The following is a 23,150-nucleotide window of genomic DNA, read 5'->3' on the forward strand; positions in this document are numbered from 1 at the left end:
AGGCTAGGCGGCGTGGTCCTTGAGCACGCCCAGCGGCACGATGGCCAGCGTCTCCTCGTGGGTGGCGTCCAGCACCACCTGCGGCGCGGCGCCGGCGTCCAGCGCCTCCTTCCAGCGGGGCGCGCAGAGGCACCAGCGGTCGCCGGGCTTCAAGCCCGGGAACTGCGCTTCGGGGACCGGCGTCGAGAGGTCGTTTCCCGCCGCGCGGCTGAAGGCCAGGAAATCGGCGGTCATCACCGCGCAGACGGTGTGCAGGCCGACGTCCTCGTGGCTGGTCTCGCAGCAGCCGTTGCGGAAGAAGCCGGTGACCGGATCGACCGAGCAGGGCTTGAGTTCACCGCCCAGGACGTTGCGGGCCTCCGGATCGTAGCGGGTGGTGATTGGGCGTGTGGCCATGGGCTCACCCTAGCCGCTAAGATCGGGCCATGTCTTCCCGTCACCATAAGCCGCGCCGCAGCGTCCTCTACCTGCCCGGCTCCAACCTCCGCGCCATCGAGAAGGCGCGCACGCTTCCCTGCGACGTGGTGATCCTCGACCTGGAGGACTCCGTCGCGCCGGAGGCCAAGCTCGCCGCCCGGGCGCTGGCCTGCGAGGCGGTGCGGCTGGGCGGCTTCGGCCCGCGCGAGCTGGTGGTCCGCGTGAACGGGCTGGACACGCCCTGGGGCGCCGAGGACCTCGCCGCCGCGGGCGAGGCGGGGCCTGACGCGGTGCTGGTTCCCAAGGTCGCCTCGCCGGCGGACCTGGCGGCCTATCGCGCCGCCGTGGGGCCCAAGGCGACCCTCTGGGCGATGATCGAGACCTGCCAGGCGGTCTTCGCGCTGGACGCGCTCGGCCGCGCCTCGGCCGCCGAAGGCGTCGAAGCCTGGGTGGTCGGGGTCAACGACCTGATCAAGGAGATGCGCTGCCGGCCGGGCGCGGACCGCGCGCCGCTGCTGCCGGCGCTGGCCTTGAGCGTCATGGCCGCCCGCGCGCACGGCCTCGCCATCGTCGACGGGGTCTACAATGACATCCCCGACCTGGAGGGGCTTGAGCGCGAGAGCGCGCAGGGGGCGGACCTCGGCTTCGACGGCAAGAGCCTGATCCATCCGACCCACCTGGAGATCGCCAACCGCATCTTCGCCCCGGAAGCGCAGGCGGTGGCCTGGGCGCGGACCGTCGCGGCGGCCTTCGATTCGCCGGAAAATTCCGGGAAAGGAGTTCTCAAGGTGGACGGGCGTATGGTGGAGCGGTTGCACCTGGACGAGGCGCGCAGGCTGATCGCGGTGGCGGAGGCCATCGCCGCGGCCGCCCAGGCGCCGAACGAGGTTTGAACGGTCGATGCGAGGATCGTTTCTAGCGCTGTTGGCCCTCGCGGCCCTGGCGGGACCGGCCCGGTCCCAGCCCGCTGGACTGCCGGCCCCGGGGGCTGGCCCGGCGCCCGCCACGCCCAGCCGCGATCCCATCGGCGACCTCCTCAACCGCGGCGCGCCCGGCGACGAGGACGAGCCCGACACCGCCGGCCAGCCGCGCACCGGCCCCGACATCCCGCCCGCGCTCCTGCCCACCGGCCCGCAGCCGCACAGCTACACGCCCGCGCCGCGCACCCAGCAGGACGCCCCGGTCGGCATCGATGAGACCGGCAAGACGCCGGACGCCCCGCCGACCATCCGCGACCTTGCCTATGACGCGCGCATCCGCTCCTCGTTCGCCTCGGCGCAGAGCTTCCAGGGCCCGCTGGACGGCGGCTGGACGCTGGCCGACCAATTTGGCGACCGCTATGTGCTGCAGATCGTCGACCGCCGCGACCGGCTGGAGGCGGTGTGGCGCGACCTGCGCCGGCCGGGCTCCATCGAGGGCTCGGGCCTGGTGGATCAGATCCAACGCAACGGCGGCGACCTGACGCTGAAGTTCACCGAGACCAAGACGCCGGACCTGACGCTGACCCTGCGCGAGGCCGGCGACGGCCGCTGGAGCGGCAAGCTGGTGCGCGGCGACGCGAGCTTCCAGGTGACGATGCGGCGGACGGGGCCCTAGGCGGTCGGTCTGCGCGGCGAGAGTATCAGCCCCGATCGACGGTCTCGGACGGACTGCGCCTTAAGTCCATGGCGGCCAGATTTGCTTGGGCCTCTCGGCAACTCAAGGACGCGCCAGAGGCGCGCCGCCATGCGGGCGGCCAAGGGCCGCTCCTTGACTTGCCGAGAGGCCCAAGCTCGCAATCAACCATGGAGTTCAGGGCTATCCAGCATCCTGAAGGATGCAGGCAGCCTAGGTGTGACTAGGGGTCCTTCGGATAGAACGGGATATCTGGCAGCCCGACCGCGCGGCGCTGGTCCACAATGTATTTTATGTACCGATCGGCGTGTTCATAGAGGTACGGGCCTTCATACTGGTACTCGCCGGATCGGGTCCGCGTTGAGAGCGTGGTTTGAATTCCGCGCCAATAGGTCTCCCATGTCTGTAGTCCGGGACCCGGGCGCCCCGCCTTCTCGGCCCGAATTGCGGAGTCGATCCCATCTTTCCAAAGGCCCCAGCTTGCGGGGGTGTCCTTGAAGGCCGAGTTCGGGTCCGCCGTCATGCAGCCTGCGAGAAACGCACACAGGACCAGGGTTCGAAGGAGGTCCGAACGCGCGACCATCGCTTAAAACCCCAACGCCAGCCGCGCCGCGGCCATGGCCGCTTCCAGCGCTTGCGGTTCGTAGGCCTCGGCCGCGCCGAACCCCCAGACGGGCGCGGGCCAGGCGGCGTCTTCGGGGCGCCTGGCGATCACATGCACATGCAGCTGGGCGGTGATGTTGCCGAGCTGGCCGACGTTGAGCTTGGGCGCCGGCCGGCCCAGCGCATCGGCGACGGCGCGCACGGCGCCGCCGGCCTGCAGGATCTCGTCCATCAGCACGTCGCGCTCGCCGGCCGCCAGGTCCTCCAGCTCGCGGGCCCCTTCGCGGCGCGGGATCAGCACGAGCCAGGGAAAGCGCGCGTCGGCCTGCAGGCGCACATGGCTGAGCGCCAGGTCGCCGAGCGCGTGCGAGGTGGCGAGGAAGGCGGGGTCGATCTCGAACATGCCGGCGAGCTTGGGCGCCGGACGCCCGCCTGCCAAGCCGTTTCCCCGCAGCGCAGCATTGCGGGCCGCCCCTCGGTGGGCTACGGACCCGCCGCAACAGCCCTCCCAAAGACGCACTTCACAGGAGCACCAGCATGGCCAAGTCCCCGATCCGTGTGGCGGTTACCGGCGCGGCCGGCAACATCGGCTACGCGCTGCTGTTCCGCATCGCGTCTGGCCAGATGTTCGGCGCCGATCAGCCGCTGATCCTGCAACTGCTGGAAATCCCGGTCGAAGGCCCGCAGAAGGCGCTGAAGGGCGTGGCCATGGAGATCGACGACTGCGCTTTCCCGCTGGTCCACGACATGGTGCTGACCGGCGAGGCGGACGTCGCCTTTAAGGACGTGAACTGGGCGCTTCTGGTCGGCTCCAAGCCGCGCGGCCCGGGCATGGAACGCGCCGACCTCCTGAAGGACAACGGCAAGATCTTCATCGCCCAGGGCCAGTCGATCGACCGCGTGGCCGCCGACGACTGTCGGGTCGCGGTGGTCGGCAACCCCTGCAACACCAATGTGATGATCGCCGCCAACCAGGCCAGGCGCCTGCCGAAGGACCGCTTCACCGCCATGGTGCGCCTGGACGAGAACCGCGCCCGCGCCCAGCTGGCCAAGAAGGCCGGGGTCTCGATCGACGCGGTCACCGACACCTTCATCTACGGCAATCACTCGCCGACGATGTTCGCCGACTTCACCCACGCCAAGATCAACGGCAAGGACGCCGCCAGCGTGATCGGCGACGAGGCCTGGCTGAAGACCGATTTCCTGCCCGCCGTCGGCAAGCGCGGCGCGGCGATCATCGAGGCGCGCGGCGTCTCTTCGGCGGCCTCGGCGGCCAATGCGCTGGTCGACCACGTCCGCGACCTGGTCACGCCCGGCAAGATCCACTCGGTCGCCGTCGAGAGCAAAGGCCGCTACGGCTTCGCCGACGGCGTCTGGGCCGGCATGCCGGTGAAGACCACCGCCACGGGCTATGACGTCATCGACAGCTACCAGATGGACGACTTCGCCAAGTCCAAGATCGCCATCACCAATGACGAACTGGTCGGCGAGCGCGACACGGTGAAGGAGATGCTGGCCTAGTCGCCAGGCCCGTCGTCGGCGAGCTGGTTCAGCTCGTCGATCCGCTGGTCGTAGGCCCGCGCCAGCGCGCGGGGCGACCGGCGCGCGGCGTCCTCGCGGAACGCCAGCCAATCCTGCTGGTCGGCGCGAAGTTCGTCAGGCGGAATGGCGCCGGAGCGCATGGCGCGGCGATAGGCTTGGTTCAGCGCCCGGTCGGCGGCGCTGAGGTCCGGATCGGCGCAGACCATCTGCGCAGCAGCCCCACCGGCGCACGCGCCCTCGGCGGCGGCGAACCTTGGATAGGGCGGGTCGGCCCGTCGAGCGGGCGGCGGCGCCGAAGCGGGCTCCCGCACCACATCAGAGACGTCGCGAACGGCGGTGGGGGCTGCGGCGGACGGCGCCGCGGCGGGGACGGTGCGGGCCGCGGCGGCCATATCTGGCGGCAGCACCTGCAGCTTTCCCGATGGCTTGACCGAGGCGACGGCCTGCGGCGCGCCGGGCTGGATCGTCAGCCCTTGCTGTGCGCCAGGCGCGGCGGGCGCCATCGGCTTGGCGGGACTATCCGACGCCATGTCCAGCTCGGGCCGCGCCAGGAATCCAACGGCGAGCCCCAGGGCAAGCGCGATGGCTATGCCGCCGGCCACGACGACGCCGCGTATCGGCCGGTGTGAGACGCTGGCCGCGGGCGGAGCGGCGAGGGTGGCCGAAGGCGCGGCATAGCCCGGATAGAGCCCATCGTCCGCCGGGTCTGCAAGCGACCTGAAGGCGGGGTAACTGGTCATCTGCCGATACTCACTGCTTGTGTCCCACGCGGCCTAACCCGTGGCGTGACTCAGCGGTTGCAACGGCAGAGCCGGCTATTCGTATCCGTCGCCGTGCGCCTCGCGCGCCTGGCCGTTCAGCTCCGCGATGCGCGCCATGTAGACGTCGTGCACCGCCCAGGGAGCCTCCCGGGCGGCGGCGGTGCGGGCGGCGAGCCAGCGTTGCTGCTGGCGCAGGAGCTGGGAGTCGGGGACGCCGGCGGCGCGGGCGCCCTGGTAGGCGCGGGCGAGCTGGCGGTCGGCGGCGCCCAGGTTCGGGTCGGCGCAGACCAGGGCTTCGCCGGGATCGCGCTGGCCGCAGCGCGGCGCCGAGACCCTCATCAGGCCCGAGGGCCGCGGCGGCGGGATCGCCGGGGCGGCGTGGGCGCGGATCGGCGGCTCGGCGGCGTGCGGGGTCCTGTGGCCTTTCAGCGAGGCGCGCTCGATCATCGCCTCGCGGCGTTGCGCCTTCTTGCCGTGCTTGCGGTCGAGCTTGGCGGTCTGGACCGGGGCGGGCTGCGGCCGGGTCTCGTGCGGCAGGACGCGCTTCAGCGTGCGCACCAGGCTCGCCAGGCGGATCTGTTTCTGGGCCTCCTCCTTCGCCACCTCCAGGGCTTCGGTCCGGGCTTCGGCGCGCGCCTCGGCGCGGCCCTTGGCTTCGGCCTTGGCGAGCCGGATCGACTCGGTCTTGTCGGCCTTCGCCTTGATCAGGGCCTGGGCCCGGCTCTCGGCCCGGCTCTGCGCCTGCGCGAGTTGCGCCAGATGCTCCGCCCTGGCGGCTTTCGCAGCCTCGGCCCTGGCGAGCTGCACCTGCGCAGCCTTGGCCTTGGCGTCCCTCGCCTTGGCTTCCTTGGCCTGCGCCACCTTGATCTGCGCCGCCTTCTGCTCGGCGAGGCGGGTCTCGGCGGCTTGCTCGCGGGCCGCATCGGCCCTGTCGGCCTTCGCCTGGGCGGCCTTCTCGTCGGCGATCTTGGCGAGCGCCGCCTTGTGCGCCGCGGCCTTCGCCGCCGCTTGGTCGGGCTCGGCCTTGGCCAGCAGGATCGGCGGCGGCTTGGGCGCCTCCAGCCGGGTGATCAGCATCCTCGGCGCGGCGACGGCGGCGGCGATCATCGGCGCGAGCCTGGCCACCGCGAAGGGCTTCGGCGCGGGCGTCTGGGCGGCGGCCAGCTGCACGGGCGGCGACGCGACGGGCGCGCGGACCACGGGGTCCGGCGTCCGTGCGGGGCCGGTGAAGACCGGCAAGGCCATCGGCGCCGCCGGCTTGGCGTCCGTCGTCGGCAGCACCTGCATCGGGGCGCCGAGCGGCGCCGGGCGGTCGTCGACCACCACCTGCAGAGTGCGGACCGGGCCGACCGGCGCGGGCGGCGCCGGCGGCGTCAGCGCCAGCTGGCGCTCGCTCATCCCCGGCCGCGCCCAAAGGCCAAGGCCCGCGCCCAGCACGCAGGCGCCGGCGACGCCCGCGAACAGCACGCCGCGTCCGCGTCGGCGTGGCCTTTGCGGCGCGCTGAAATCTTCGGCGTCCGGCAAGGCCAGCAGCGCGTCTTCCGGTGGTGTGGCGTCAGGTGTCATGCGAGATCCAGCCCCTAGCGGATCCCTCGACGAAGGTAGTGCTGGCCCGCCCGCCGCGCCCACGGCTAAGCTAAGGACCCCCACCACGATCTCTCTCCCGGTCACATTAGAGCCTCAAAACCGATGTTTGCGCCAGCGCCAATTCTTGAGACAGATCGCCTCATCCTTCGCGCGCCGGCCGCCGAAGACCTTGAACCGTGGGTCAAATTCGCCGCCGACGAAGAGACCATGCGCTATCTCGGCGGCGTGCAGGCCCGCTCGGTGGCCTGGCGGGGCCTGTGCACGGTCACCGGGTCCTGGACCATCCGCGGCTTTGGCATGTTCTCGGTGATCGAAAAGGCGAGCGGCCGCTGGGTCGGGCGCCTTGGGCCCTGGCAGCCGGAGGACTGGCCGGGCACGGAGGTCGGTTGGGGCCTGGCGCGCGAATGCTGGGGCAAGGGCTACGCCACCGAAGGGGCGAGCGCCTGCATGGACTTCGCCTTCGACAAGCTGGGCTGGAGCGAAGCCATCCACACCATCGAGCCCGGCAACCTCGCGTCTCAGGCGGTGGCCAAGCGGCTGGGCGCGACGCTCTGGGGCCCCTCCAAGATGCCGCCCCCCTACGAGCACGAGGTGGTCGAGACCTGGGGCCAGACCCGCGAGCAGTGGCTGGCGCGGCGGCGCTAGATCCAACCACTCTGGCGCAGCAGGCGCGCGTAGGTGCGGCTGACCGGGACCTCCGCGCCGTCCCTGAGCGTCAGCGTCGCGCGGCCGTCGCCGCGCACGGCCTCGGCGATCGCGCTGCGCGCCACCCACCAGGACCGGTGCACCTGGGCCCCCTCGATCCCCTGCAGCTCGGCGACGGCGTCGGAGAGGCGCATCAGGATCAGGTCCTGCCCCTGCGAGGTATGCAGGCGCAGGTAGTGATCCTCGGCCTCCACTGCCCAGACCTCCGCGCCATTCAGCTTGGCGGGCAGGCGTTCGAGGAACTTGGGCGGCTGGGCCGAGGCGGAGGTGACGCCGCCGGCCTGGCGGGCGACCAGCACGTTGAGGAGGATCATCACCGCCGAGATCAGCAGCGTCGTGAACAGGATCTCGGCCATGCCGGCGGCGCTGACGTAGTAGGCCGACGAGCCTCGGGTCAGCGAAGAGGCGACGCCGACCACCACCGAATAGGGGATCGAGATCACCAGCGAAGAGATCAGGATCCGCAACCACAGGCGCTGCGGCCGGCGGATTTTGCCGAAGAAGAAATTGGCGACGCTCACGCCCCAGAGCCAGCCGACGAACATAAGCCCGAACCAATAAGCGTAGCGGACGGGTATCGAGAGCCGGGCGGATCCGAAGGCCTCGGCGTAGGCCAGGAAGGCGGCGCCCACCAGGGTGATGCCCAGGCCGCGCAGCCATTCCTGCCAGCTGTCGTAGGGCCCCCAGCGCAGGAACTTTGGCGTGGACGCCATGGTTGGCGGACTCCCGAGCACAGCCTCCGGCCGGGGATAGCCGATGCCGCCGGTTTCGCAAATGTCACACGCCTAGCTTCGGCTGCCGGAGCGGGGCATAACATCGGCCGATTCACCATGGCGCCCGCCCGCTCTTAAATGGCCGACCTCGTCTTCCACGATCCGACCGGACGCAGGGCCAGGCGCGTGCGCTTCATGGGCGGGCTGGTGGCCTCGTTCCTGGCGCTGCTGGTGGCCGCCTTCTTCGCGACGCTGGCGTTCGCGCCGCGCCTGCCCACGGTCAGCCTGAAGGACCCGGGGACCCTGCCCCAGGCCCTGCACCAGGAGACGGCGCACAAGCTGAGGGGCCGCGGGCAGTGGAACCGCATCCCGCATCCGCGCAGCCCGGCGGCGGCCGGCGGCCCGGCCCGGCCGTTGGCGGTGGGCATCTATGTGTCCTGGGACGAAGACTCGCGGGAGTCGCTGGCCGACCACATCGACCAGCTGGACGTGGTTTCGCCCCAGTGGATCGAGCTGACCACGGCGACGGGCGGGCTCGCCTACACCTCCGACCCGCAGGCCCGCGCGATCATCGCCGCGGCCAAGCATCCGCCTTCGATCCTGCCGCAAATCTACAACAAGCCCACGGGCGGCGACTGGAACGGCCCCATGGCCAGCGCCTTCCTGCTCAACCCGCAGGCGCGCGCGACGATGATCGCCGACCTTGTCACCCAGGCCCAGAAGCGGGGTTACGCCGGCTACGTCTTTGATTTCGAGGCCCTGAGCGAGGCCGGCGTGCGGGCCTATCCCGGCTTCATCGCCCAGGCGCGGACGGCGCTGAAGGCCATCGGCCGCGAGGTCTGGGTGACCACCCCCTTCGCGGACGACGACTATCCCTACAAGGCGCTGCAGGACGCCGCGGACGCGGTGATGCTGATGGCCTACGACCAGCACTATGGCGGCGGCGAGCCCGGGCCGGTGGCGGCGCAGGATTGGTTCGAGTCCAACATCGCCAAGCGGATGGAGCATCTCGACCCGGCCAAGACGATCGTTGCGCTCGACAACGTCGGCTACGACTGGACGCTGCCGGACCCGAAGAACAAGGCCGTCGCCGACAAGGCCTGCTACCCGGCCTGCGCCATCCTGTTCGCCGACGCGACCCAGAAGGCGCATGACGCCGAGGCCCAGGTCGAGATGGAGGAGAACTCCCTCAACCCGACCTTCGGCTATCAGGACGACGCCGGCCGCAAGCACGTGGTGTGGTTCCTGGATGCGCCAACGCTGTTCAACCAGATCAAGGTCGCCGACGGCTTCCGGCCGCTCGGCTATGCGCTCTGGCGGATGGGGGCCGAGGATGGGCTCGACTACCAGGTGCTGCGCCACGAGTACGGCCACGCCAAGCCGGACGGTCTGGAGATGCTGCGGCCCGGCGGCGGCGTCGAATTCGACGGCCAGGGCGAGGTGCTGCACGTCCAGTCGATCCCGGCGCCAGGGCGCCGCTCGCTGGAGATCGATTCCGACACCGGCCTGGTCTCCGGCGAGAACTACGAGGTGATGCCGAGCTCCTATGTGATTCAGCGCTACGGCTATCACCCGGGCTGGGCGGCGATCACCTTCGACGACGGGCCCGACGGGCGCTGGACGCCCAAGATCCTCGACATCCTCAAAGCCAAGCACGCGCCGGCCACCTTCTTCGTGATCGGCAAGAACATGGCCAACAAGCCGGGCCTGGTGGCGCGCGAGGTTCGCGAGGGCCACGACGTCGGCAACCACACCTGGACCCATCCCGACATCTCCAAGGTCTCGGCGGCGCAGGCCGCGGTGGAGTTGTCGGCCACACAGAGGCTGTTCGAGACGATCACCGGGCGGTCCATGCGCCTCTTCCGGCCGCCCTATTTCGGCGACGCCGAGCCGTCGACGCCGCGCGAGGTGGCGCCGCTTTTGACCGGTCAGACCCAGGGCTATCTCGCCGTCGGCCTGCGCATCGACCCCGACGACTGGGATCACCCCGACTCGACGACGGCGGCCCGGGTCGTCAATGTTGCGCTCACCCGCCTGGCGGAAAAGACCTCGAGCGGCGGCCGGCCGCCCGGCCAGGTGATCCTGCTGCACGACTCCGGCGGCGACCGCAGCCGCACCGTCGAGGCCCTGCCCGGGCTGATCGATGCGATCCGCGCGCATGGCTACAAGCTGGTGACCATCGGCGACCTGGCGGGCATGACCAACGCCGAGGCCATGCCGCCCACCAGCCGCAATTCCTTCGAGCTGCTGCTCGACCGGATCGGCTTCGGCTTCTTCCACGGGGTGAACATCGCGCTCACGACGCTGTTCATCACCGCCATCGTGCTGGGCGTGGCCCGGCTGCTGCTGCTGGGGATCCTGGCGCTGGTCCACCGCTTCACGATCACCCGGCGCACGCCGCCGATGCCGGACCCGGCGACCGGACCGCTGATCAGCGTGCTGATCCCCTGCTTCAACGAGGAGAAGGTGATCGAGAGCTCGGTGCGCCGGATCCTGGCGTCCAACTGGGCGAAGCTGGAGGTCCTGGTGCTGGACGACGGCTCGTCCGACCACACCGCCGAGGTGGTGCGCAAGGCCTTCTCGGAAGAGCCGCGCGTGACCCTGATGAGCTTCGAGAACGGCGGCAAGGCGCGCGCGCTCAACCGGGGCCTCGCCAAGGCGCACGGCGAGGTGGTTGTGGCCCTGGACGCCGACACCCTGTTCCCGTCCGACACCCTGGCCAAGCTCGCCCGCTGGTTCGGCGATCCGCGCGTCGGCGCGGTGGCCGGCAACGCGCTGGTCGGCAACCGGCGCAACCTGATCACCCGCTGGCAGGCGCTGGAATATGTCACCGCCCAGAACCTGGAGCGCCGCGCGCTCGCCGCCCTGGGCGCGGTGACCGTGGTGCCGGGCGCGGTCGGGGCCTGGCGCAAGGCCGCGCTCGATGCGATGGGCGGCTACCCCGATGACACCCTGGCCGAAGACCAGGACCTGACCATGGCCCTGCAGATCGCCGGCTGGCGGGTGGAGTTCGATCCGGAGGCGCGCGCCTACACCGAGGCGCCGGAGACGGTGGGCGGCCTGCTGAAGCAGCGGTTCCGCTGGTCGTTCGGCACCCTGCAATGCATCTACAAGCACCGCTCGGCGCTGTTCAATCCCAAGCGCCCGGTGCTGGGCTTCGTCGCCCTGCCGCAGATCTGGCTGTTCCAGATCATCCTGACGGCGGTCGCGCCGCTGATCGACCTGGCGGTGGTCTGGAGCCTGATCTCGGCGCTCTACGGCTTCACCAACCATGCGACGGAGTGGTCGCCCGACGACCTGGCCCGGCCGCTGTTCTACTGGGCCGCCTTCATCTTCCTGGACCTGTCGGCCGGCGCGCTCGGCATGGCGCTGGAGCGCCGCGCGCCCTGGGGCGACCTCGTCTGGATGCCGATCCAGCGCTTCGGCTACCGGCAGCTGATGTACTATGTGGTGGTCAAGTCGATCGACGCGGCCCTGCACGGCGCGCGCGTCGGCTGGGGCAAGCTCGAACGCCGCGCCAGCGCCGCCTTCGAAGGCGCGGGCTAGAGAACCTGGATTTACGACCGTCCCGCGGTTGTCTTCCCTCGGAGCGGCGCCTATAACGCCGCCCACTCGCCGAGCCGGCGGGCCCCCTTCGCCAGCGCGTTCCTGCGAGCCTCATGAACATCCACGAACACCAAGCCAAGGCCGTCCTCGCCGAGTTCGGCGTGGCGGTCCCGAAAGGCTTCGCGGCCTTCACCGTCGCCGAGGCCACCGCCGCCGCCGAGAAGCTGGGGGGTCCGGTCTTCGTGGTGAAATCGCAGATCCACGCCGGCGGGCGCGGCAAGGGCCGCTTCGAGGGCCTCGGCCCCGACGCCAAGGGCGGGGTCCGGGTGGTCAAGTCGGTGGCCGACGTCACCGCCAACGCCGCCGAGATGCTGGGCCGGGTGCTGGTGACCCACCAGACCGGGCCCAAGGGCAAACAGGTCAACCGCCTCTACATCGAGGAAGGCGCCGCCATCGCCCGCGAGCTCTACCTCTCGCTGCTGGTCGACCGCGAGACGAGCCGGGTCTCGGTCGTGGCCTCCACCGAAGGCGGCATGGACATCGAGGAGGTCGCGCAATCGACTCCCGAGAAAATCGTGAGTTTCTCCATCGACCCGGTGACCGGGGTGCGCGGCTTCCATGGCCTGAAGCTGGCCGCGGCGCTGGGCCTGACCGGCGACCTGACCAAGCAGGCCGGCAAGCTCCTCGGCCAGCTCTACGAAGCCTTCGTCGCCAAGGACATGGCGATGCTGGAAGTGAACCCGCTGATCGTCACCGCCGATGACCAGCTCCGCGTCCTCGACGCCAAGGTCTCCTTCGACGACAACGCGCTGTTCCGCCACCCGGATATCAAGGCGCTGCGCGACGAGAGCGAGGAGGACCCCAAGGAGATCGAGGCCTCGAAGTACGACCTCTCCTACATCGCGCTCGACGGCGAGATCGGCTGCATGGTCAACGGCGCGGGCCTGGCCATGGCGACCATGGACATCATCAAGCTCTATGGCGCCGAGCCCGCCAACTTCCTCGACGTCGGCGGCGGCGCCGACGAGGCCAAGGTCACCGCGGCCTTCAAGATCATCATCGCCGACCCGAACGTGAAGGGCATCCTGGTCAACATCTTCGGCGGCATCGCCCGCTGCGATATCCTGGCCATGGGCGTCGTCGCGGCCGTGAAGCAGGTGGGGCTGAAGGTCCCGCTGGTGGTGCGCCTGGAAGGCACCAACGCCGAGCTCGGCAAGAAGATCATCAACGAGAGCGGCCTGAACGTCATCGCCGCCAACGACCTCTCGGACGGCGCCGAGAAGATCGTCAAGGCCGTGCGGGGCGCTGCGTGAAGCTGAGCCTCGCCGCCCTGGCAGTCTTGGTCGTGATCGCGCCTGCAGCTGCGCGGGCAGAGACCGGCTTTGAGACTTTCAAGGCCGTTTGCCTGGATACTGCTGGTTCCAAAGCCGGCGTCCTGGCCGCAGCGGACTCTCGTAAGTGGAGCGCCATTCCGAGGGAGAAGCTCGCCACGTTTCCGACTTTTGTCGGCCAGCCTTCGGACGTTGATGGTTGGGTCGATGGCGATCTGAATTCCCCCGCCTCTATCAAGGCCGCGGTCGTCGTTGGACATGCCGCAAAGATCGCTGAAGGCTTCCCTTTCGGCGCGGATTTTTGTGCCACTATCGTCCAAGGCGACGCGCAGAGTGTCAAAACTGACGCGTCGACCTATGCCGCGGTCCCCGAAACCTCCGGCCTTGTTCCTGGCGCGACGGCTTACGCATGGCGAGACGGGCGAGGTGGCCGCAAGGCTTTGTCGTCGGACGAGCTTCAAACGTCTTCAGCCGAGGGAGCGAAGGTCCTGTTTACACAAGGCCTCGGTCCGTTTGTGGCGATTGGCATGATCGCGACCACCAAAATGAGCCCGAACTGAATGTCGATCCTGATCAACAAAGACACCCGGGTCATCTGCCAGGGCTTCACCGGCGCGCAGGGCACGTTCCACTCGGAGCAGGCCATCGCCTACGGCACCAAGATGCTGGGCGGGGTGACCCCGGGCAAGGGCGGCACGACCCACATCGGCCTGCCGGTGTTCAACACCGTCGCCGAGATCGTGAAGAACGAGCGGGTGGACGCCTCGGCGATCTACGTCCCGCCGGCCTTCGCCGCGGACTCCATCCTGGAAGCCATCGACGCGGAGATCCCGCTGATCATCTGCATCACCGAGGGCATCCCGGTGTCGGACATGGTCAAGGTGCGCCGCGCCCTGGACGGCTCGAAATCCAGGCTGATCGGACCCAATTGCCCGGGCGTGCTGACCCCCAATGAATGCAAAATAGGCATCATGCCGGGCAACATCTTCAAGAAGGGCTCGGTGGGGGTGGTTTCCCGCTCCGGCACCCTTACCTATGAGGCCGTGTTCCAGACCACTCAGGTGGGCCTCGGCCAGACGACGGCCGTGGGCATCGGCGGCGACCCGGTGAAGGGCACCGAGTTCATCGCCATGCTCGACCTGTTCCTGAAGGACCCGGAGACCGAGTCGATCATCATGATCGGCGAGATCGGCGGCGCGGGCGAGGAAGATGCGGCGGAATTCATCAAGAATTCACCGACCAAGAAGCCTATGGTCGGCTTCATCGCGGGACGCACCGCGCCGCCTGGACGGCGCATGGGTCACGCGGGCGCGATCATCTCCGGCGGCAAGGGCGGAGCCGAGGACAAGATCGCCGCGATGGAGGCTGCGGGCATCCGTGTCTCCCCATCGCCGGCGAAACTCGGTGAAACCCTTCTTGAGGTCCTTAAAGGGGCTTAAGCCGGTAACTAGACGTAAGTAGAGCGGTCCGCGCTCGGCTCCTTTTCCTAGAAGCTCCGCGGTCCCCGCTTAAGGGAATGCGGACGACATGGCGGACGATGCAGGTCTGATCAACGAGGTCTTGTCGGAGACCTCCTTCCTCTACGGCGGCAACGCGGCCTTCGTGGAAGACCTCTATGCGCAGTGGTCGGCCGACCCGAATTCGGTCGAAGCCTCGTGGCGCGCCTTCTTCGCCTCGCTGCACGACGCCGCGGGCGATGTGACGCGCGCCGCGGCCGACCCCGCCTGGATCCAGCGCGCCGCCCCGCCCGCCCGTCCCGACTGGCTCTCGGCGCTCGACGGCATGTGGCCGGCGGTGGAAGCCAAGCTCGGCGCCAAGATCGCCGAACGCGCCGCCGCGCCCGCGGCCGCCGCGCCCTCCGGCCCCGCGCCCTCCACCGACGCCGTCCGCGCCGCGACGCTGGATTCCCTGCGCGCCATCATGATGATCCGCGCCTATCGGATGCGCGGCCACCTGAAGGCCAATCTCGATCCCCTGGGCATCGCCACCACGCCCGGCGACGCCTCCGAACTGGATCCCGCGACCTACGGCTTCTCGGACGCCGACTACGACCGGCCGATCTTCCTGGACTTCGTGCTGGGCCTGGAGACCGCGACGATCCGCGAGATCCTGGAGATCGTTAGGCGCACCTACTGCGGCAATGTCGGCGTGCAGTACATGCACATCTCCGACCCCAAGGAGAAGGGCTGGCTGCAGGCCCGCATCGAGGGCCGTGACAAGGAGATCGTCTTCACCAAGGAGGGCAAGGTCGCCATCCTGAAGAAGCTGATCGAGACCGAGGGCTTCGAGAAGTTCCTGCACCGCCGCTTCCCCGGCACCAAGCGCTTCGGCCTGGACGGCGGCGAGAGCCTGGTGCCGGCCCTGGAGCAGATCATCAAGCGCGGCGGCGCGCTGGGCGTGAAGGACATCATCATCGGCATGCCGCACCGCGGCCGCCTGAACGTGCTCGCCGCGGTGATGGGCAAGCCCTATCAGGTGATCTTCCACGAGTTCCAGGGCGGCTCGTCGCTCCCCTCCGACGTCGAGGGTTCGGGCGACGTGAAGTACCACCTGGGCGCCAGCTCCGACCGCGCCTTCGACGGCAACTCCGTCCATCTGTCGCTGACCGCCAACCCCAGCCACCTCGAAATCGTCAACCCGGTGGTGATCGGCAAGGCGCGCGCCAAGCAGGCCTTCACGCTGCGCGCCAACGCCAGCGCCGGGCGCGGCCATGTGCTGCCGCTGCTGATGCACGGCGACGCGGCCTTCGCCGGCCAGGGCGTGGTGGCCGAGTGCTTCGCGCTCTCGCAACTGCGCGGCTATGGCGTCGGCGGCTCGGTCCACTTCATCGTCAACAACCAGATCGGCTTCACCACCAGCCCGAAGAATTCCCGCTCCTCGCCCTATCCGTCGGACGTGGCCCTGATGGTCGAGGCCCCGATCTTCCACGCCAACGGCGACGATCCGGAAGCGGTGGTGTTCGCCGCCAAGGTCGCCACCGAGTACCGCCAGCAGTTCGGCAAGGACGTGGTGGTCGACATGTTCTGCTACCGCCGGTTCGGTCACAACGAGGGCGACGACCCGACGATGACCCAGCCCTTGATGTACGCGAAGATCAAGGACCACCCGACGGTCCGCGACCTCTACGCCAAGCGCCTGGTGAGCGAGGGAACGGCGACACAGGCCGAGGTCGACGGCTGGATCGCCGACTTCGACAAGTTCCTCGACGCCGAGTTCGACAGCGGCAAGACCTACCACGCCGACAAGGCCGACTGGCTGGACGGCAAGTGGTCGGGCCTGAAACTGCCGGGCTCCGAAGAGAGCGGCGTCACCGGGGTTCCGAAGCAGAAGCTCCTCGATCTGGGCCAGAAGATCACCACCGTCCCCGACCGGATCAGCGTCCACAAGACGGTCGACCGGGTGATCGCCGGTCGCCGCGAGGCGATCGAAAAGGGCGAGGGCCTGGACTGGTCGACCGCCGAGCACCTAGCCTTCGCCACCCTGCTCGACCAGGGCTACCCGGTGCGCCTGTCGGGCCAGGACTCGATCCGCGGCACCTTCACCCAGCGCCACGCCGGCATCATCGACCAGACGACCGAAGAGACCTATTTCCCGCTGCGCAACCTCGGCCCCAACCAGGCGCACTTCGAGGTCTTGAACTCGGCGCTGTCGGAGGAGGCGGTGCTGGGCTTCGAGTACGGCTTCTCGCTGACCGACCCCAATACGCTGGACATGTGGGAAGCCCAGTTCGGCGACTTCGTGAACGGCGCCCAGGTGGTCATCGACCAGTTCATCTCGTCGGGCGAGCGCAAGTGGCTGCGGATGAGCGGGCTCGTGATGCTGCTGCCGCACGGCTACGAAGGCCAGGGCCCCGAGCACTCCTCGGCGCGCCTCGAGCGCTTCCTGCAGAGCTGCGCGGAAGACAATATGCAGGTGGTCAACTGTTCGACCCCGGCCAACTATTTCCACGTCCTGCGCCGCCAGATGATCCGCGAGTTCCGCAAGCCCCTGATCGTCATGACGCCCAAGTCGCTGCTCAGGAACAAGCGCGCGGTCTCCAACCTCTCCGACCTGGCCGAGGGCACCAGCTTCCACCGGGTGATGATCGACGGGGCCGAGGCCGGCGCCGACGTCGGCGGGATCGTGCTGCAGCCCGACGACAAGATCACCCGGGTGATCATCTGCTCCGGCAAGGTCTATTTCGACATCACCGACCAGCGGGCCAAGCTGGGCCGCGACGACGTCTATGTGCTGCGGCTGGAGCAGTTCTATCCGTGGCCGCTGAAGTCGATCTCCAGCGTGCTGAAGCGGTTCAAGAACGCCGACCTTGTCTGGTGCCAGGAAGAGCCGAAGAACATGGGCGGCTGGACCTTCGTCGACCCCTGGCTGGAGCTGACGCTGGACCGGCTGAACATCAAGGCCAAGCGCGCCCGCTACGTCGGCCGTCCGGCCTCGGCCTCGACCGCGGCCGGCCTGATGGCGCGGCACCTGAAAGAACTCGAAGCCTTCCTCACCGAAGCCTTCGCCTGATCCGTCAAGTTCGTCTGAGTTTTTGAGAATCTAAGGAGCGCATCCCCTATGGCCGACATCATGACGCCAGCGCTGGGCGAGTCCGTCACCGAAGCCACGGTGGCGCGCTGGGCCAAGAAGGCCGGCGATGCGGTCCGCAAGGATGAGATCCTGGTCGAACTGGAAACCGACAAGGTGAGCCTGGAAGTGGCCGCCCCGTCGGACGGGGTGCTGAGCGAGATCGCCTTCGAGGAAGGCGCGACCGTTGAGCCGGGCGCGATCCTGGGCAAGATCACCGAAGGCGCCGCCGCACCCAAGGCGGCCGCGCCCGCCGCGGCGCCGGCCCCGGCCAAGGCCGAAACGCCCGCGCCGGCGCCCGCGAAGGCGGCTGAACCTGCGCCCGCTCCGGCCCCGGCCGCCAAGACTGCCGCCGAGCCGGTGCTGGCGCCCTCGGCGCAGCGCGTGGTGGCCGAGAACAAGCTCGACGCCTCCGCCATCGCCGGCACCGGCAAGGACGGCCGGATCACCAAGGGCGATGCGCTGGCCGCGCTGGACGCCCGCGCCAACGCCCCGGCCCCGGCGCCCGCCGGTCCCGCGCCGGTCCGCGCGGTGCACGAGCGCGAGGAGCGGGTGCGGATGACGCGCCTGCGCCAGACCATCGCGCGCCGCCTGAAGGAAGCCCAGAACAACGCCGCCATGCTGACCACCTTCAACGAGGTGGACATGACCGCGGTGATGGCCATGCGGGCGACCTACAAGGACGCCTTCGAGAAGACCCACGGGGTGAAGCTCGGCTTCATGAGCTTCTTCGTCCGCGCGGTGACCCACGCGCTGAAGATGGTGCCGGACGTCAACGCCGAGATCGACGGCCAGGACCTGATCTACAAGAACCACTACGACATCGGCGTCGCGGTCGGCACCGAGAAGGGCCTGGTGGTCCCGGTGGTGCGTGACGCCGACGCCATGAGCCTGGCCGATATCGAAAAGGCCATCGGGGCGCTGGGCAAAAAAGCCCGCGACGGCCAGCTGGCCATCGAGGACATGCAGGGCGGCACCTTCACCATCTCCAACGGCGGGGTCTATGGCTCGCTGATGTCGACGCCGATCCTGAACGCGCCGCAGTCGGGGATTCTCGGCATGCACAAGATACAGGAGCGCCCCATGGCCATCGGCGGCCAGGTGGTGATCCGTCCGATGATGTACCTGGCGCTGAGCTACGATCACCGCGTGGTCGACGGCCAGGGCGCGGTGACCTTCCTGGTGCACGTGAAGGAAGCCATCGAGGAGCCGCAGCGCCTGCTGCTCGATCTCTAGGCGCCTTCCGGGCGGGGTTTCCGGGAACGGCGACGCCTGGACAGGGTTTTGCTGGTCCGGACCCACCTGGAGGACCCTCCGATGAGACATGACCTGATCGCCGGCACGCGCCTCGCCGGCGTCGCGGCCGCCGTCCTGACGCTGGCGGCCTGCAGCAGCTGGATGGACGGCTCGCAGCACTCCGGCTCGACCGCCGTCGCGCCCGCCATCACCGGCGCGAACAGCAGCACGACGACCAAGGGTCCGCCCGGCAGCGGCGACGCGCCCAACCCGCCGACGGCGGTGGCGGAGCCCAGCCCGCACTAGGACCGTCTGAGCGTCCGCCGGCGGCGGGCGTCGAGACAGAGGTAGAAAGCGCCCCTGCGGCCTCGCTTCGCGGCCGAAATGCCTATATCTGAGCCCGCACTTTTGAAGCAGGCGCTCTCTCCATGGCTCAGTATGACGTCATCATCATCGGCGGCGGCCCCGGCGGCTACAACGCCGCCATCCGCGCGGGCCAGCTGGGGCTGAAGGTCGCCTGCGTCGACAAGGGGATCGATGGCGGCGCGACGCTCGGCGGCACCTGTCTGAACGTCGGCTGCATGCCGTCCAAGGCCCTGCTGCACGCCTCGGAGATGTACGACGCCGCGGCCAACCATTTCGCCGAGCTCGGCATCGAGGTCGCGCCGAAGCTGAACCTCACTCAGATGATGGCCCAGAAGGCGACCTCGGTCGGCCAGCTGACCAAGGGCATCGAGTTCCTGTTCAAGAAGAACAAGGTCGAATGGCTGCGCGGGACCGGCAAGATCGCCGGACCCGGCAAGGTCGAGGTCACCGGCCCCGATGGCGCTGTCGCGACCCACGAGGCGAAGAACATCGTCATCGCCACCGGCTCGCTGCCGTCCGGCCTGGCGGGCGTCGAGGTGGACCAGAAGCGGATCGTCGATTCCACCGGCGCGCTATCGCTGCCGGAGGTTCCCAAGAGCCTGGTGGTGATCGGGGCGGGCATCATCGGCCTGGAGCTGGGCTCGGTGTGGCGCAGGCTGGGCGCGCAGGTGACGGTCATCGAATTCCTCGACCGCATCACGCCCGGCATGGACGCCGAGGTCGCCAAGACCTTCCAGCGGTCGCTGACCAAGCAGGGCATGGTCTTCAAGCTCTCCAGCAAGGTCACCGGCGCCAAGGCGGGCAAGAAGGGCGTCAGCGTCACCGTCGAGCCGGTGGCCGGCGGCGCGGCCGAGACCATCGAGGCGGACTACGTCCTGCTGGCCATCGGGCGGAAGCCCTACACCGACGGGCTCGGCCTTGAGAGCGTCGGGATCGCGCCCGACAAGCGCGGCTTCATCGAGACCGACCACTGGAAGACCTCGGCGCCCGGCGTCTGGGCCATCGGCGACGTCACCCACGGCCCGATGCTGGCGCACAAAGCCGAGGACGAGGCGGTGGCCTGCATCGAGACCATCGCCGGCAAGGCGGGGCACGTGGCCTATGGGATCATCCCAAGCGTGGTCTACACGACCCCGGAGGTCGCCTGGGTCGGCAAGACCGAGGAGGAGCTGAAGGCCGAGGGCCGCGCCTACAAGGCCGGCAAGTTCCCCTTCACCGCCAACAGCCGCGCCAAGATCAACCACGAGACCGAGGGCTTCGTGAAGGTCCTGGCCGACGCCGCCACCGACGAGGTGCTGGGCGCCCACCTGATCGGGCCCAGCGTCTCCGAGATGGTCGGCGAATACTGCGTGGCCATGGAGTTCCGCGCCGCCAGCGAGGACGTCGCACGCACCTGCCACCCGCACCCCACACGCTCCGAGGCGCTGCGCCAGGCGGCCATGGGCGTCGAGGGGTGGACGATGCAGGCCTGAATCCTCCGATGGAGATCCGCCGCGCCAGGTCCGATGAGCTCGGCGCCTGCGCGGACCTCTATGTGCGGGTGCTGTCGGAGACCTTCACCTGGCTGCCGCCCGCGCGGCACCGTCGCGAGGATTTCCTGCGCGCGGCCAAGGAGGAGGAGATCTATGTCGCCGTCGACGGCGGGTGTGTGCTCGGCCTGGCCGCCTTCTTCCGCCCGCAGAATTTCCTGCACTCGCTCTATGTGGACGCGCGCGGCGGCGGCGTGGGCAAGGCGCTGCTCGACCACGTGGCGTCGGTCGCCGACGGACCCCTGTCGCTGAAGGTCCAGGCGCCCAACCTCCGCGCCCAGGCCTTCTACGGCCGCGAGGGCTTCCGCTGCACCGAACGCGGGCGCGACCCGGGCTCGGACATCGACTGGCTGCGGCTGGTGCGGCCGGCCTGAGAGTTAACTTGTCGCCGCCACGCCGCGGTGAGACTCTGCGGGCCAATTCGCCGAAGACCCGGAGATAAGCGCCATGATCGCCCTCCTCCTCGCCTCGCAGATCGTCGGGATGGTCCCGAGCAATCCGAACCTGCAGGCGTTCGCCGCCCCGGCCCCGCCACGCTCGTCCGAGATCATCAGGCAGCTGCCCCGCAAAGCGGCCTGCCGCAACGATCTCGGCCGTCTGGAGGTGTCGTTCGCCCAGCCCATCGCCCTCTACCGCCAGGGCGACCGGCCGCCAAAGCCTCTGAAGAATTGGGCCGACTATCCCGACGGCGTCTCGTGCTGGGTGGAGGACGCGAAATGATCCTCGCCGCACTTTTCGCCGCCGCGACGATCGGCGGCCCGCCACGGACCGAGCGCACGCCGAACCTTTTCCAGGTTCCCGACCGCTGCAGGGACCAACCCTACCGGGTGGTGGACCGCGACGGCAAGGTCCTGCCGCACAAGCTCGCCGAGCTTCCACCGGGCGGGGTGATCTATGCCGTCGACCGCCAAATAGACGGCTGCCGCGTCATCACCGTGCTCTGGGGGAATGTGAAACCGGACGACCCGAACCCCGCGACGCCGTCGGTGACGACGCAGGCGGTCTCAACGGCGATCAAGCGTGAGGATGCGCCTTCGAATAGGCGCTGAGCAGGGCCGTCGCGTCGACCTGGGTGTAGCGTTGGGTCGTGGTCAGCGAGGCGTGGCCGAGCAATTCCTGAATCGAGCGCAGGTCGGCGCCGGCGCCCAGAAGGTGCGTGGCGAAGCTGTGGCGCAGGGCATGCGGCGTTGCGCTGGGCGGCAGGCCCAGGCGCCCGCGCAGGGTCTGGACCGTCGCCTGGACGTGGCGAGGGCTTAGGGGCCCGCCGCGCTTGGCGCGGAACAGCGGCTCGTCGGGACCGAGCGCGAAGGGCATTTCGGCGAGATAGGCCTGCGTGGCCTCGCGCACGGCCGGCAGGACCGGGACGATGCGGGTCTTGGACCCTTTGCCGAGGATGCGCAGGCTCTCGGGGAACGGTGCGTCTGAACGCTTCAGCGACAGCGCCTCGGAGATCCGCAGGCCGCAGCCGTAAAGCAGCGTCAGCACCGCCTCGTCGCGGGCGGCCTCCCAGTCCTCGCGGTCGGGGTCGAGGCCGGGTTCGGCCAGCATGCCCCGCGCCTGGTCCTCGCTGACCGGCCGGGGCGCGCCGGGCTTCACCTTCGGCCCCCGGACCAGCGCGATGGCCGCGTTGGGGGTGTTCAGGCGCCGGTCGAGGAAGCCGTGGAAGCTGCGGATCGCCGACAGCGCCTGGCTGAGCGAACGGGGCGACAGCGGCCTGTCCCCCTGGCGCAGGTGGGCCAGCCAGGCGCGCACCTCGCCGGCGGTCATCCCGCCCAGGTCGGCGAGCGAGATCGCCTCGCCGCGATGCTGTTCCAGGAAGGCGATGTAGCGGCGCGCGGCGAAGCCGTAGGCCTCCAGCGTGCGCGGCGACGCGCGGCGCTCGTGGGCCAGGTGCTCCAGCCAGAGCGCCAGGGCCTCTTTCGCGGTCATCAGAGAATCGGCCAGCGCTCGGCGGTGCGCTCGACCACGCGGGCGAGGAAGGCGACCAGTTCGGCGCCCATGTCCTGCGTAAACCCTTCCGGATCGGCGGAGCCGAAGGCCAGCAGGCCCTGGCGCGACGGCTCCCACATGGCCATCCGCACCATGGCCATCGAGGCGACGCCCTCGGCCCGCTCGCCGAACAGGCCAAGCGCGGTGGGCGCGAAGCCCATGCGGGCCAGCCGCTGCGGCCCGCCCAGGATCATGTCCACCTGGCCCTCGACCAGCATCTTCCAGCCGGCCGGCGGCAGGCCTTCGGTCTCCAGCGCGATGACCCCGGCGGCGAGGCCGAAGCGCTGTTGCGCCAGCTCGTCGACGCGGCGGGCGAGGTCGGAGTGGTTGCGGGCGTCCAGAAGGTCGACGACCGCGCCGTGGGTCTGGGCCTGGGCGGCGAAATTGGCCTGGGCGGTTTCCTCCAGATATTGCCGCTGGCTGGCTTCCTGCTGGTGGGCGGCGTGGATGCGGGCCATGGCGGCGGGCGCGAAGTCCACGACATTGCCGCCCGCGACCTTCAGGCCAAGCTCGCCCAGCAGGCCGTCGTCGCCGGTGAGGAATTCCGGATTGTCCGAGAGGAAGCGGCGGACGGCGCCGGGCTCGAGGCGGACTCCCTCCAGCCGGGCCTCCAGAAGATCGCCCTGCGTCCCGTCCATGTCAGCG

The 23,150-nt window shown here is 69.6% G+C and carries 22 protein-coding genes; 15 read left to right on the forward strand and 7 right to left on the reverse strand.

The window, feature by feature from the left end:
* Positions 1-3: 3 nt before the first annotated feature.
* Positions 4-396, reverse strand: a complete 393-nt coding sequence (locus VKQ35_RS04990) for a DUF2237 domain-containing protein (protein ID WP_324359148.1) — start codon at positions 394-396, stop codon at positions 4-6.
* Between the two features lie 29 nt (positions 397-425).
* Between VKQ35_RS04990 and VKQ35_RS04995 the strand changes: the two genes are divergently transcribed.
* Together VKQ35_RS04995 and VKQ35_RS05000 are read left to right on the forward strand one after the other, a co-directional pair.
* Positions 426-1,310, forward strand: a complete 885-nt coding sequence (locus VKQ35_RS04995; protein ID WP_324359150.1) for a CoA ester lyase — start codon at positions 426-428, stop codon at positions 1,308-1,310.
* Positions 1,311-1,341: 31 nt separating this feature from the next.
* On the forward strand, positions 1,342-2,013 hold the full coding sequence (locus tag VKQ35_RS05000; protein WP_324359152.1) for a hypothetical protein: 672 nt from the start codon (positions 1,342-1,344) through the stop codon (positions 2,011-2,013).
* Positions 2,014-2,617: 604 nt separating this feature from the next.
* Here the strand turns inward: VKQ35_RS05000 and VKQ35_RS05005 are convergent.
* Positions 2,618-3,037, reverse strand: a complete 420-nt coding sequence (locus tag VKQ35_RS05005; RefSeq protein ID WP_324359272.1) for an HIT domain-containing protein — start codon at positions 3,035-3,037, stop codon at positions 2,618-2,620.
* A gap of 134 nt (positions 3,038-3,171) precedes the next feature.
* Here VKQ35_RS05005 and VKQ35_RS05010 point away from each other — a divergent pair, with 134 nt between their 5' ends.
* Positions 3,172-4,155 carry a malate dehydrogenase gene (locus tag VKQ35_RS05010; protein WP_324359154.1) on the forward strand — a complete coding sequence of 328 codons (984 nt, stop codon included), beginning with the start codon at positions 3,172-3,174 and terminating at the stop codon, positions 4,153-4,155.
* On the opposite strand, the gene VKQ35_RS05015 is transcribed toward VKQ35_RS05010, so the two are convergent.
* Positions 4,152-4,916, reverse strand: coding sequence for a lysozyme inhibitor LprI family protein (locus tag VKQ35_RS05015; RefSeq protein WP_324359156.1), 765 nt, complete (start codon positions 4,914-4,916; stop codon positions 4,152-4,154). The two genes, VKQ35_RS05010 and VKQ35_RS05015, sit on opposite strands and share 4 nt — an antisense overlap.
* Before the next feature lie 75 nt (positions 4,917-4,991).
* On the reverse strand, positions 4,992-6,503 hold the full coding sequence (locus tag VKQ35_RS05020) for a hypothetical protein (RefSeq protein WP_324359158.1): 1,512 nt from the start codon (positions 6,501-6,503) through the stop codon (positions 4,992-4,994).
* Positions 6,504-6,626: 123 nt separating this feature from the next.
* Between VKQ35_RS05020 and VKQ35_RS05025 the strand changes: the two genes are divergently transcribed.
* Entirely contained in the window at positions 6,627-7,169 is a 543-nt protein-coding gene (locus tag VKQ35_RS05025) for a GNAT family N-acetyltransferase (protein ID WP_324359160.1), read from the forward strand.
* Here VKQ35_RS05025 and VKQ35_RS05030 read toward each other — a convergent pair.
* Positions 7,166-7,942, reverse strand: a complete 777-nt coding sequence (locus VKQ35_RS05030; protein WP_324359162.1) for a LytTR family DNA-binding domain-containing protein — start codon at positions 7,940-7,942, stop codon at positions 7,166-7,168. The genes VKQ35_RS05025 and VKQ35_RS05030 overlap by 4 nt on opposite strands.
* 138 nt (positions 7,943-8,080) lie before the next feature.
* Here VKQ35_RS05030 and VKQ35_RS05035 point away from each other — a divergent pair, with 138 nt between their 5' ends.
* From VKQ35_RS05035 to VKQ35_RS05085, 11 genes are all read left to right on the forward strand, one after another.
* A complete protein-coding gene (locus VKQ35_RS05035; RefSeq protein WP_324359164.1) occupies positions 8,081-11,488 on the forward strand; it encodes a glycosyltransferase in 3,408 nt (1,135 codons plus the stop codon).
* 113 nt (positions 11,489-11,601) lie between these two features.
* Entirely contained in the window at positions 11,602-12,801 is a 1,200-nt protein-coding gene (sucC, locus tag VKQ35_RS05040; protein ID WP_324359166.1) for an ADP-forming succinate--CoA ligase subunit beta, read from the forward strand.
* Entirely contained in the window at positions 12,798-13,379 is a 582-nt protein-coding gene (locus VKQ35_RS05045; RefSeq protein ID WP_324359168.1) for a hypothetical protein, read from the forward strand. The genes sucC and VKQ35_RS05045 overlap by 4 nt, the downstream gene beginning before the upstream one ends.
* Positions 13,380-14,258 (forward strand): succinate--CoA ligase subunit alpha, encoded by an 879-nt coding sequence (sucD, locus tag VKQ35_RS05050; RefSeq protein WP_324359170.1) that lies wholly within the window; start codon positions 13,380-13,382, stop codon positions 14,256-14,258.
* Positions 14,259-14,346: 88 nt separating this feature from the next.
* On the forward strand, positions 14,347-17,328 hold the full coding sequence (locus tag VKQ35_RS05055) for a 2-oxoglutarate dehydrogenase E1 component (protein WP_324359172.1): 2,982 nt from the start codon (positions 14,347-14,349) through the stop codon (positions 17,326-17,328).
* Between the two features lie 48 nt (positions 17,329-17,376).
* A complete protein-coding gene (gene odhB / locus VKQ35_RS05060) occupies positions 17,377-18,621 on the forward strand; it encodes a 2-oxoglutarate dehydrogenase complex dihydrolipoyllysine-residue succinyltransferase (protein ID WP_324359174.1) in 1,245 nt (414 codons plus the stop codon).
* A gap of 81 nt (positions 18,622-18,702) precedes the next feature.
* Positions 18,703-18,927 carry a hypothetical protein gene (locus VKQ35_RS05065; RefSeq protein WP_324359176.1) on the forward strand — a complete coding sequence of 75 codons (225 nt, stop codon included), beginning with the start codon at positions 18,703-18,705 and terminating at the stop codon, positions 18,925-18,927.
* Positions 18,928-19,049: 122 nt separating this feature from the next.
* Positions 19,050-20,459, forward strand: a complete 1,410-nt coding sequence (lpdA, locus tag VKQ35_RS05070; protein WP_324359178.1) for a dihydrolipoyl dehydrogenase — start codon at positions 19,050-19,052, stop codon at positions 20,457-20,459.
* Positions 20,460-20,467: 8 nt separating this feature from the next.
* Entirely contained in the window at positions 20,468-20,890 is a 423-nt protein-coding gene (locus tag VKQ35_RS05075) for a GNAT family N-acetyltransferase (RefSeq protein ID WP_324359180.1), read from the forward strand.
* 73 nt (positions 20,891-20,963) lie between these two features.
* Complete coding sequence (locus VKQ35_RS05080; protein ID WP_324359182.1) at positions 20,964-21,236, forward strand: hypothetical protein; 273 nt, start codon at positions 20,964-20,966, stop codon at positions 21,234-21,236.
* On the forward strand, positions 21,233-21,565 hold the full coding sequence (locus tag VKQ35_RS05085; RefSeq protein WP_324359183.1) for a hypothetical protein: 333 nt from the start codon (positions 21,233-21,235) through the stop codon (positions 21,563-21,565). The genes VKQ35_RS05080 and VKQ35_RS05085 overlap by 4 nt, the downstream gene beginning before the upstream one ends.
* On the opposite strand, the gene VKQ35_RS05090 is transcribed toward VKQ35_RS05085, so the two are convergent.
* Together VKQ35_RS05090 and VKQ35_RS05095 are read right to left on the reverse strand one after the other, a co-directional pair.
* Entirely contained in the window at positions 21,531-22,445 is a 915-nt protein-coding gene (locus VKQ35_RS05090) for a tyrosine recombinase XerC (RefSeq protein ID WP_324359185.1), read from the reverse strand. The two genes, VKQ35_RS05085 and VKQ35_RS05090, sit on opposite strands and share 35 nt — an antisense overlap.
* The gene (locus tag VKQ35_RS05095) at positions 22,445-23,143 is read right to left on the reverse strand and encodes a DUF484 family protein (protein WP_324359187.1); all 699 of its coding nucleotides are present in this window, start codon (positions 23,141-23,143) and stop codon (positions 22,445-22,447) included. The genes VKQ35_RS05090 and VKQ35_RS05095 overlap by 1 nt, the downstream gene beginning before the upstream one ends.
* Positions 23,144-23,150: the final 7 nt, after the last annotated feature.

It is taken from the genome of Phenylobacterium sp., assembly GCF_035309685.1.
In the GTDB taxonomy this organism is placed as follows: Bacteria; Pseudomonadota; Alphaproteobacteria; order Caulobacterales; family Caulobacteraceae; genus Phenylobacterium.

Excerpts from the sequence above, each read along its gene's own strand:
- odhB (WP_324359174.1), top strand. The coding sequence starts at position 17,377 with ATGGCCGACATCATGACGCCAGCGCTGGGCGAGTCCGTCACCGAAGCC.
- VKQ35_RS05085 (WP_324359183.1), top strand. The coding sequence starts at position 21,233 with ATGATCCTCGCCGCACTTTTCGCCGCCGCGACGATCGGCGGCCCGCCA.
- VKQ35_RS05065 (WP_324359176.1), top strand. The coding sequence starts at position 18,703 with ATGAGACATGACCTGATCGCCGGCACGCGCCTCGCCGGCGTCGCGGCC.
- VKQ35_RS05010 (WP_324359154.1), top strand. The coding sequence starts at position 3,172 with ATGGCCAAGTCCCCGATCCGTGTGGCGGTTACCGGCGCGGCCGGCAAC.
- sucD (WP_324359170.1), top strand. The coding sequence starts at position 13,380 with ATGTCGATCCTGATCAACAAAGACACCCGGGTCATCTGCCAGGGCTTC.
- VKQ35_RS04990 (WP_324359148.1), bottom strand. The coding sequence starts at position 396 with ATGGCCACACGCCCAATCACCACCCGCTACGATCCGGAGGCCCGCAAC.
- VKQ35_RS04995 (WP_324359150.1), top strand. The coding sequence starts at position 426 with ATGTCTTCCCGTCACCATAAGCCGCGCCGCAGCGTCCTCTACCTGCCC.
- VKQ35_RS05035 (WP_324359164.1), top strand. The coding sequence starts at position 8,081 with ATGGCCGACCTCGTCTTCCACGATCCGACCGGACGCAGGGCCAGGCGC.
- VKQ35_RS05055 (WP_324359172.1), top strand. The coding sequence starts at position 14,347 with ATGGCGGACGATGCAGGTCTGATCAACGAGGTCTTGTCGGAGACCTCC.
- VKQ35_RS05015 (WP_324359156.1), bottom strand. The coding sequence starts at position 4,916 with ATGACCAGTTACCCCGCCTTCAGGTCGCTTGCAGACCCGGCGGACGAT.
- VKQ35_RS05030 (WP_324359162.1), bottom strand. The coding sequence starts at position 7,942 with ATGGCGTCCACGCCAAAGTTCCTGCGCTGGGGGCCCTACGACAGCTGG.
- VKQ35_RS05005 (WP_324359272.1), bottom strand. The coding sequence starts at position 3,037 with ATGTTCGAGATCGACCCCGCCTTCCTCGCCACCTCGCACGCGCTCGGC.
- VKQ35_RS05080 (WP_324359182.1), top strand. The coding sequence starts at position 20,964 with ATGATCGCCCTCCTCCTCGCCTCGCAGATCGTCGGGATGGTCCCGAGC.
- VKQ35_RS05020 (WP_324359158.1), bottom strand. The coding sequence starts at position 6,503 with ATGACACCTGACGCCACACCACCGGAAGACGCGCTGCTGGCCTTGCCG.
- VKQ35_RS05090 (WP_324359185.1), bottom strand. The coding sequence starts at position 22,445 with ATGACCGCGAAAGAGGCCCTGGCGCTCTGGCTGGAGCACCTGGCCCAC.
- VKQ35_RS05075 (WP_324359180.1), top strand. The coding sequence starts at position 20,468 with ATGGAGATCCGCCGCGCCAGGTCCGATGAGCTCGGCGCCTGCGCGGAC.
- VKQ35_RS05025 (WP_324359160.1), top strand. The coding sequence starts at position 6,627 with ATGTTTGCGCCAGCGCCAATTCTTGAGACAGATCGCCTCATCCTTCGC.
- lpdA (WP_324359178.1), top strand. The coding sequence starts at position 19,050 with ATGGCTCAGTATGACGTCATCATCATCGGCGGCGGCCCCGGCGGCTAC.
- sucC (WP_324359166.1), top strand. The coding sequence starts at position 11,602 with ATGAACATCCACGAACACCAAGCCAAGGCCGTCCTCGCCGAGTTCGGC.
- VKQ35_RS05095 (WP_324359187.1), bottom strand. The coding sequence starts at position 23,143 with ATGGACGGGACGCAGGGCGATCTTCTGGAGGCCCGGCTGGAGGGAGTC.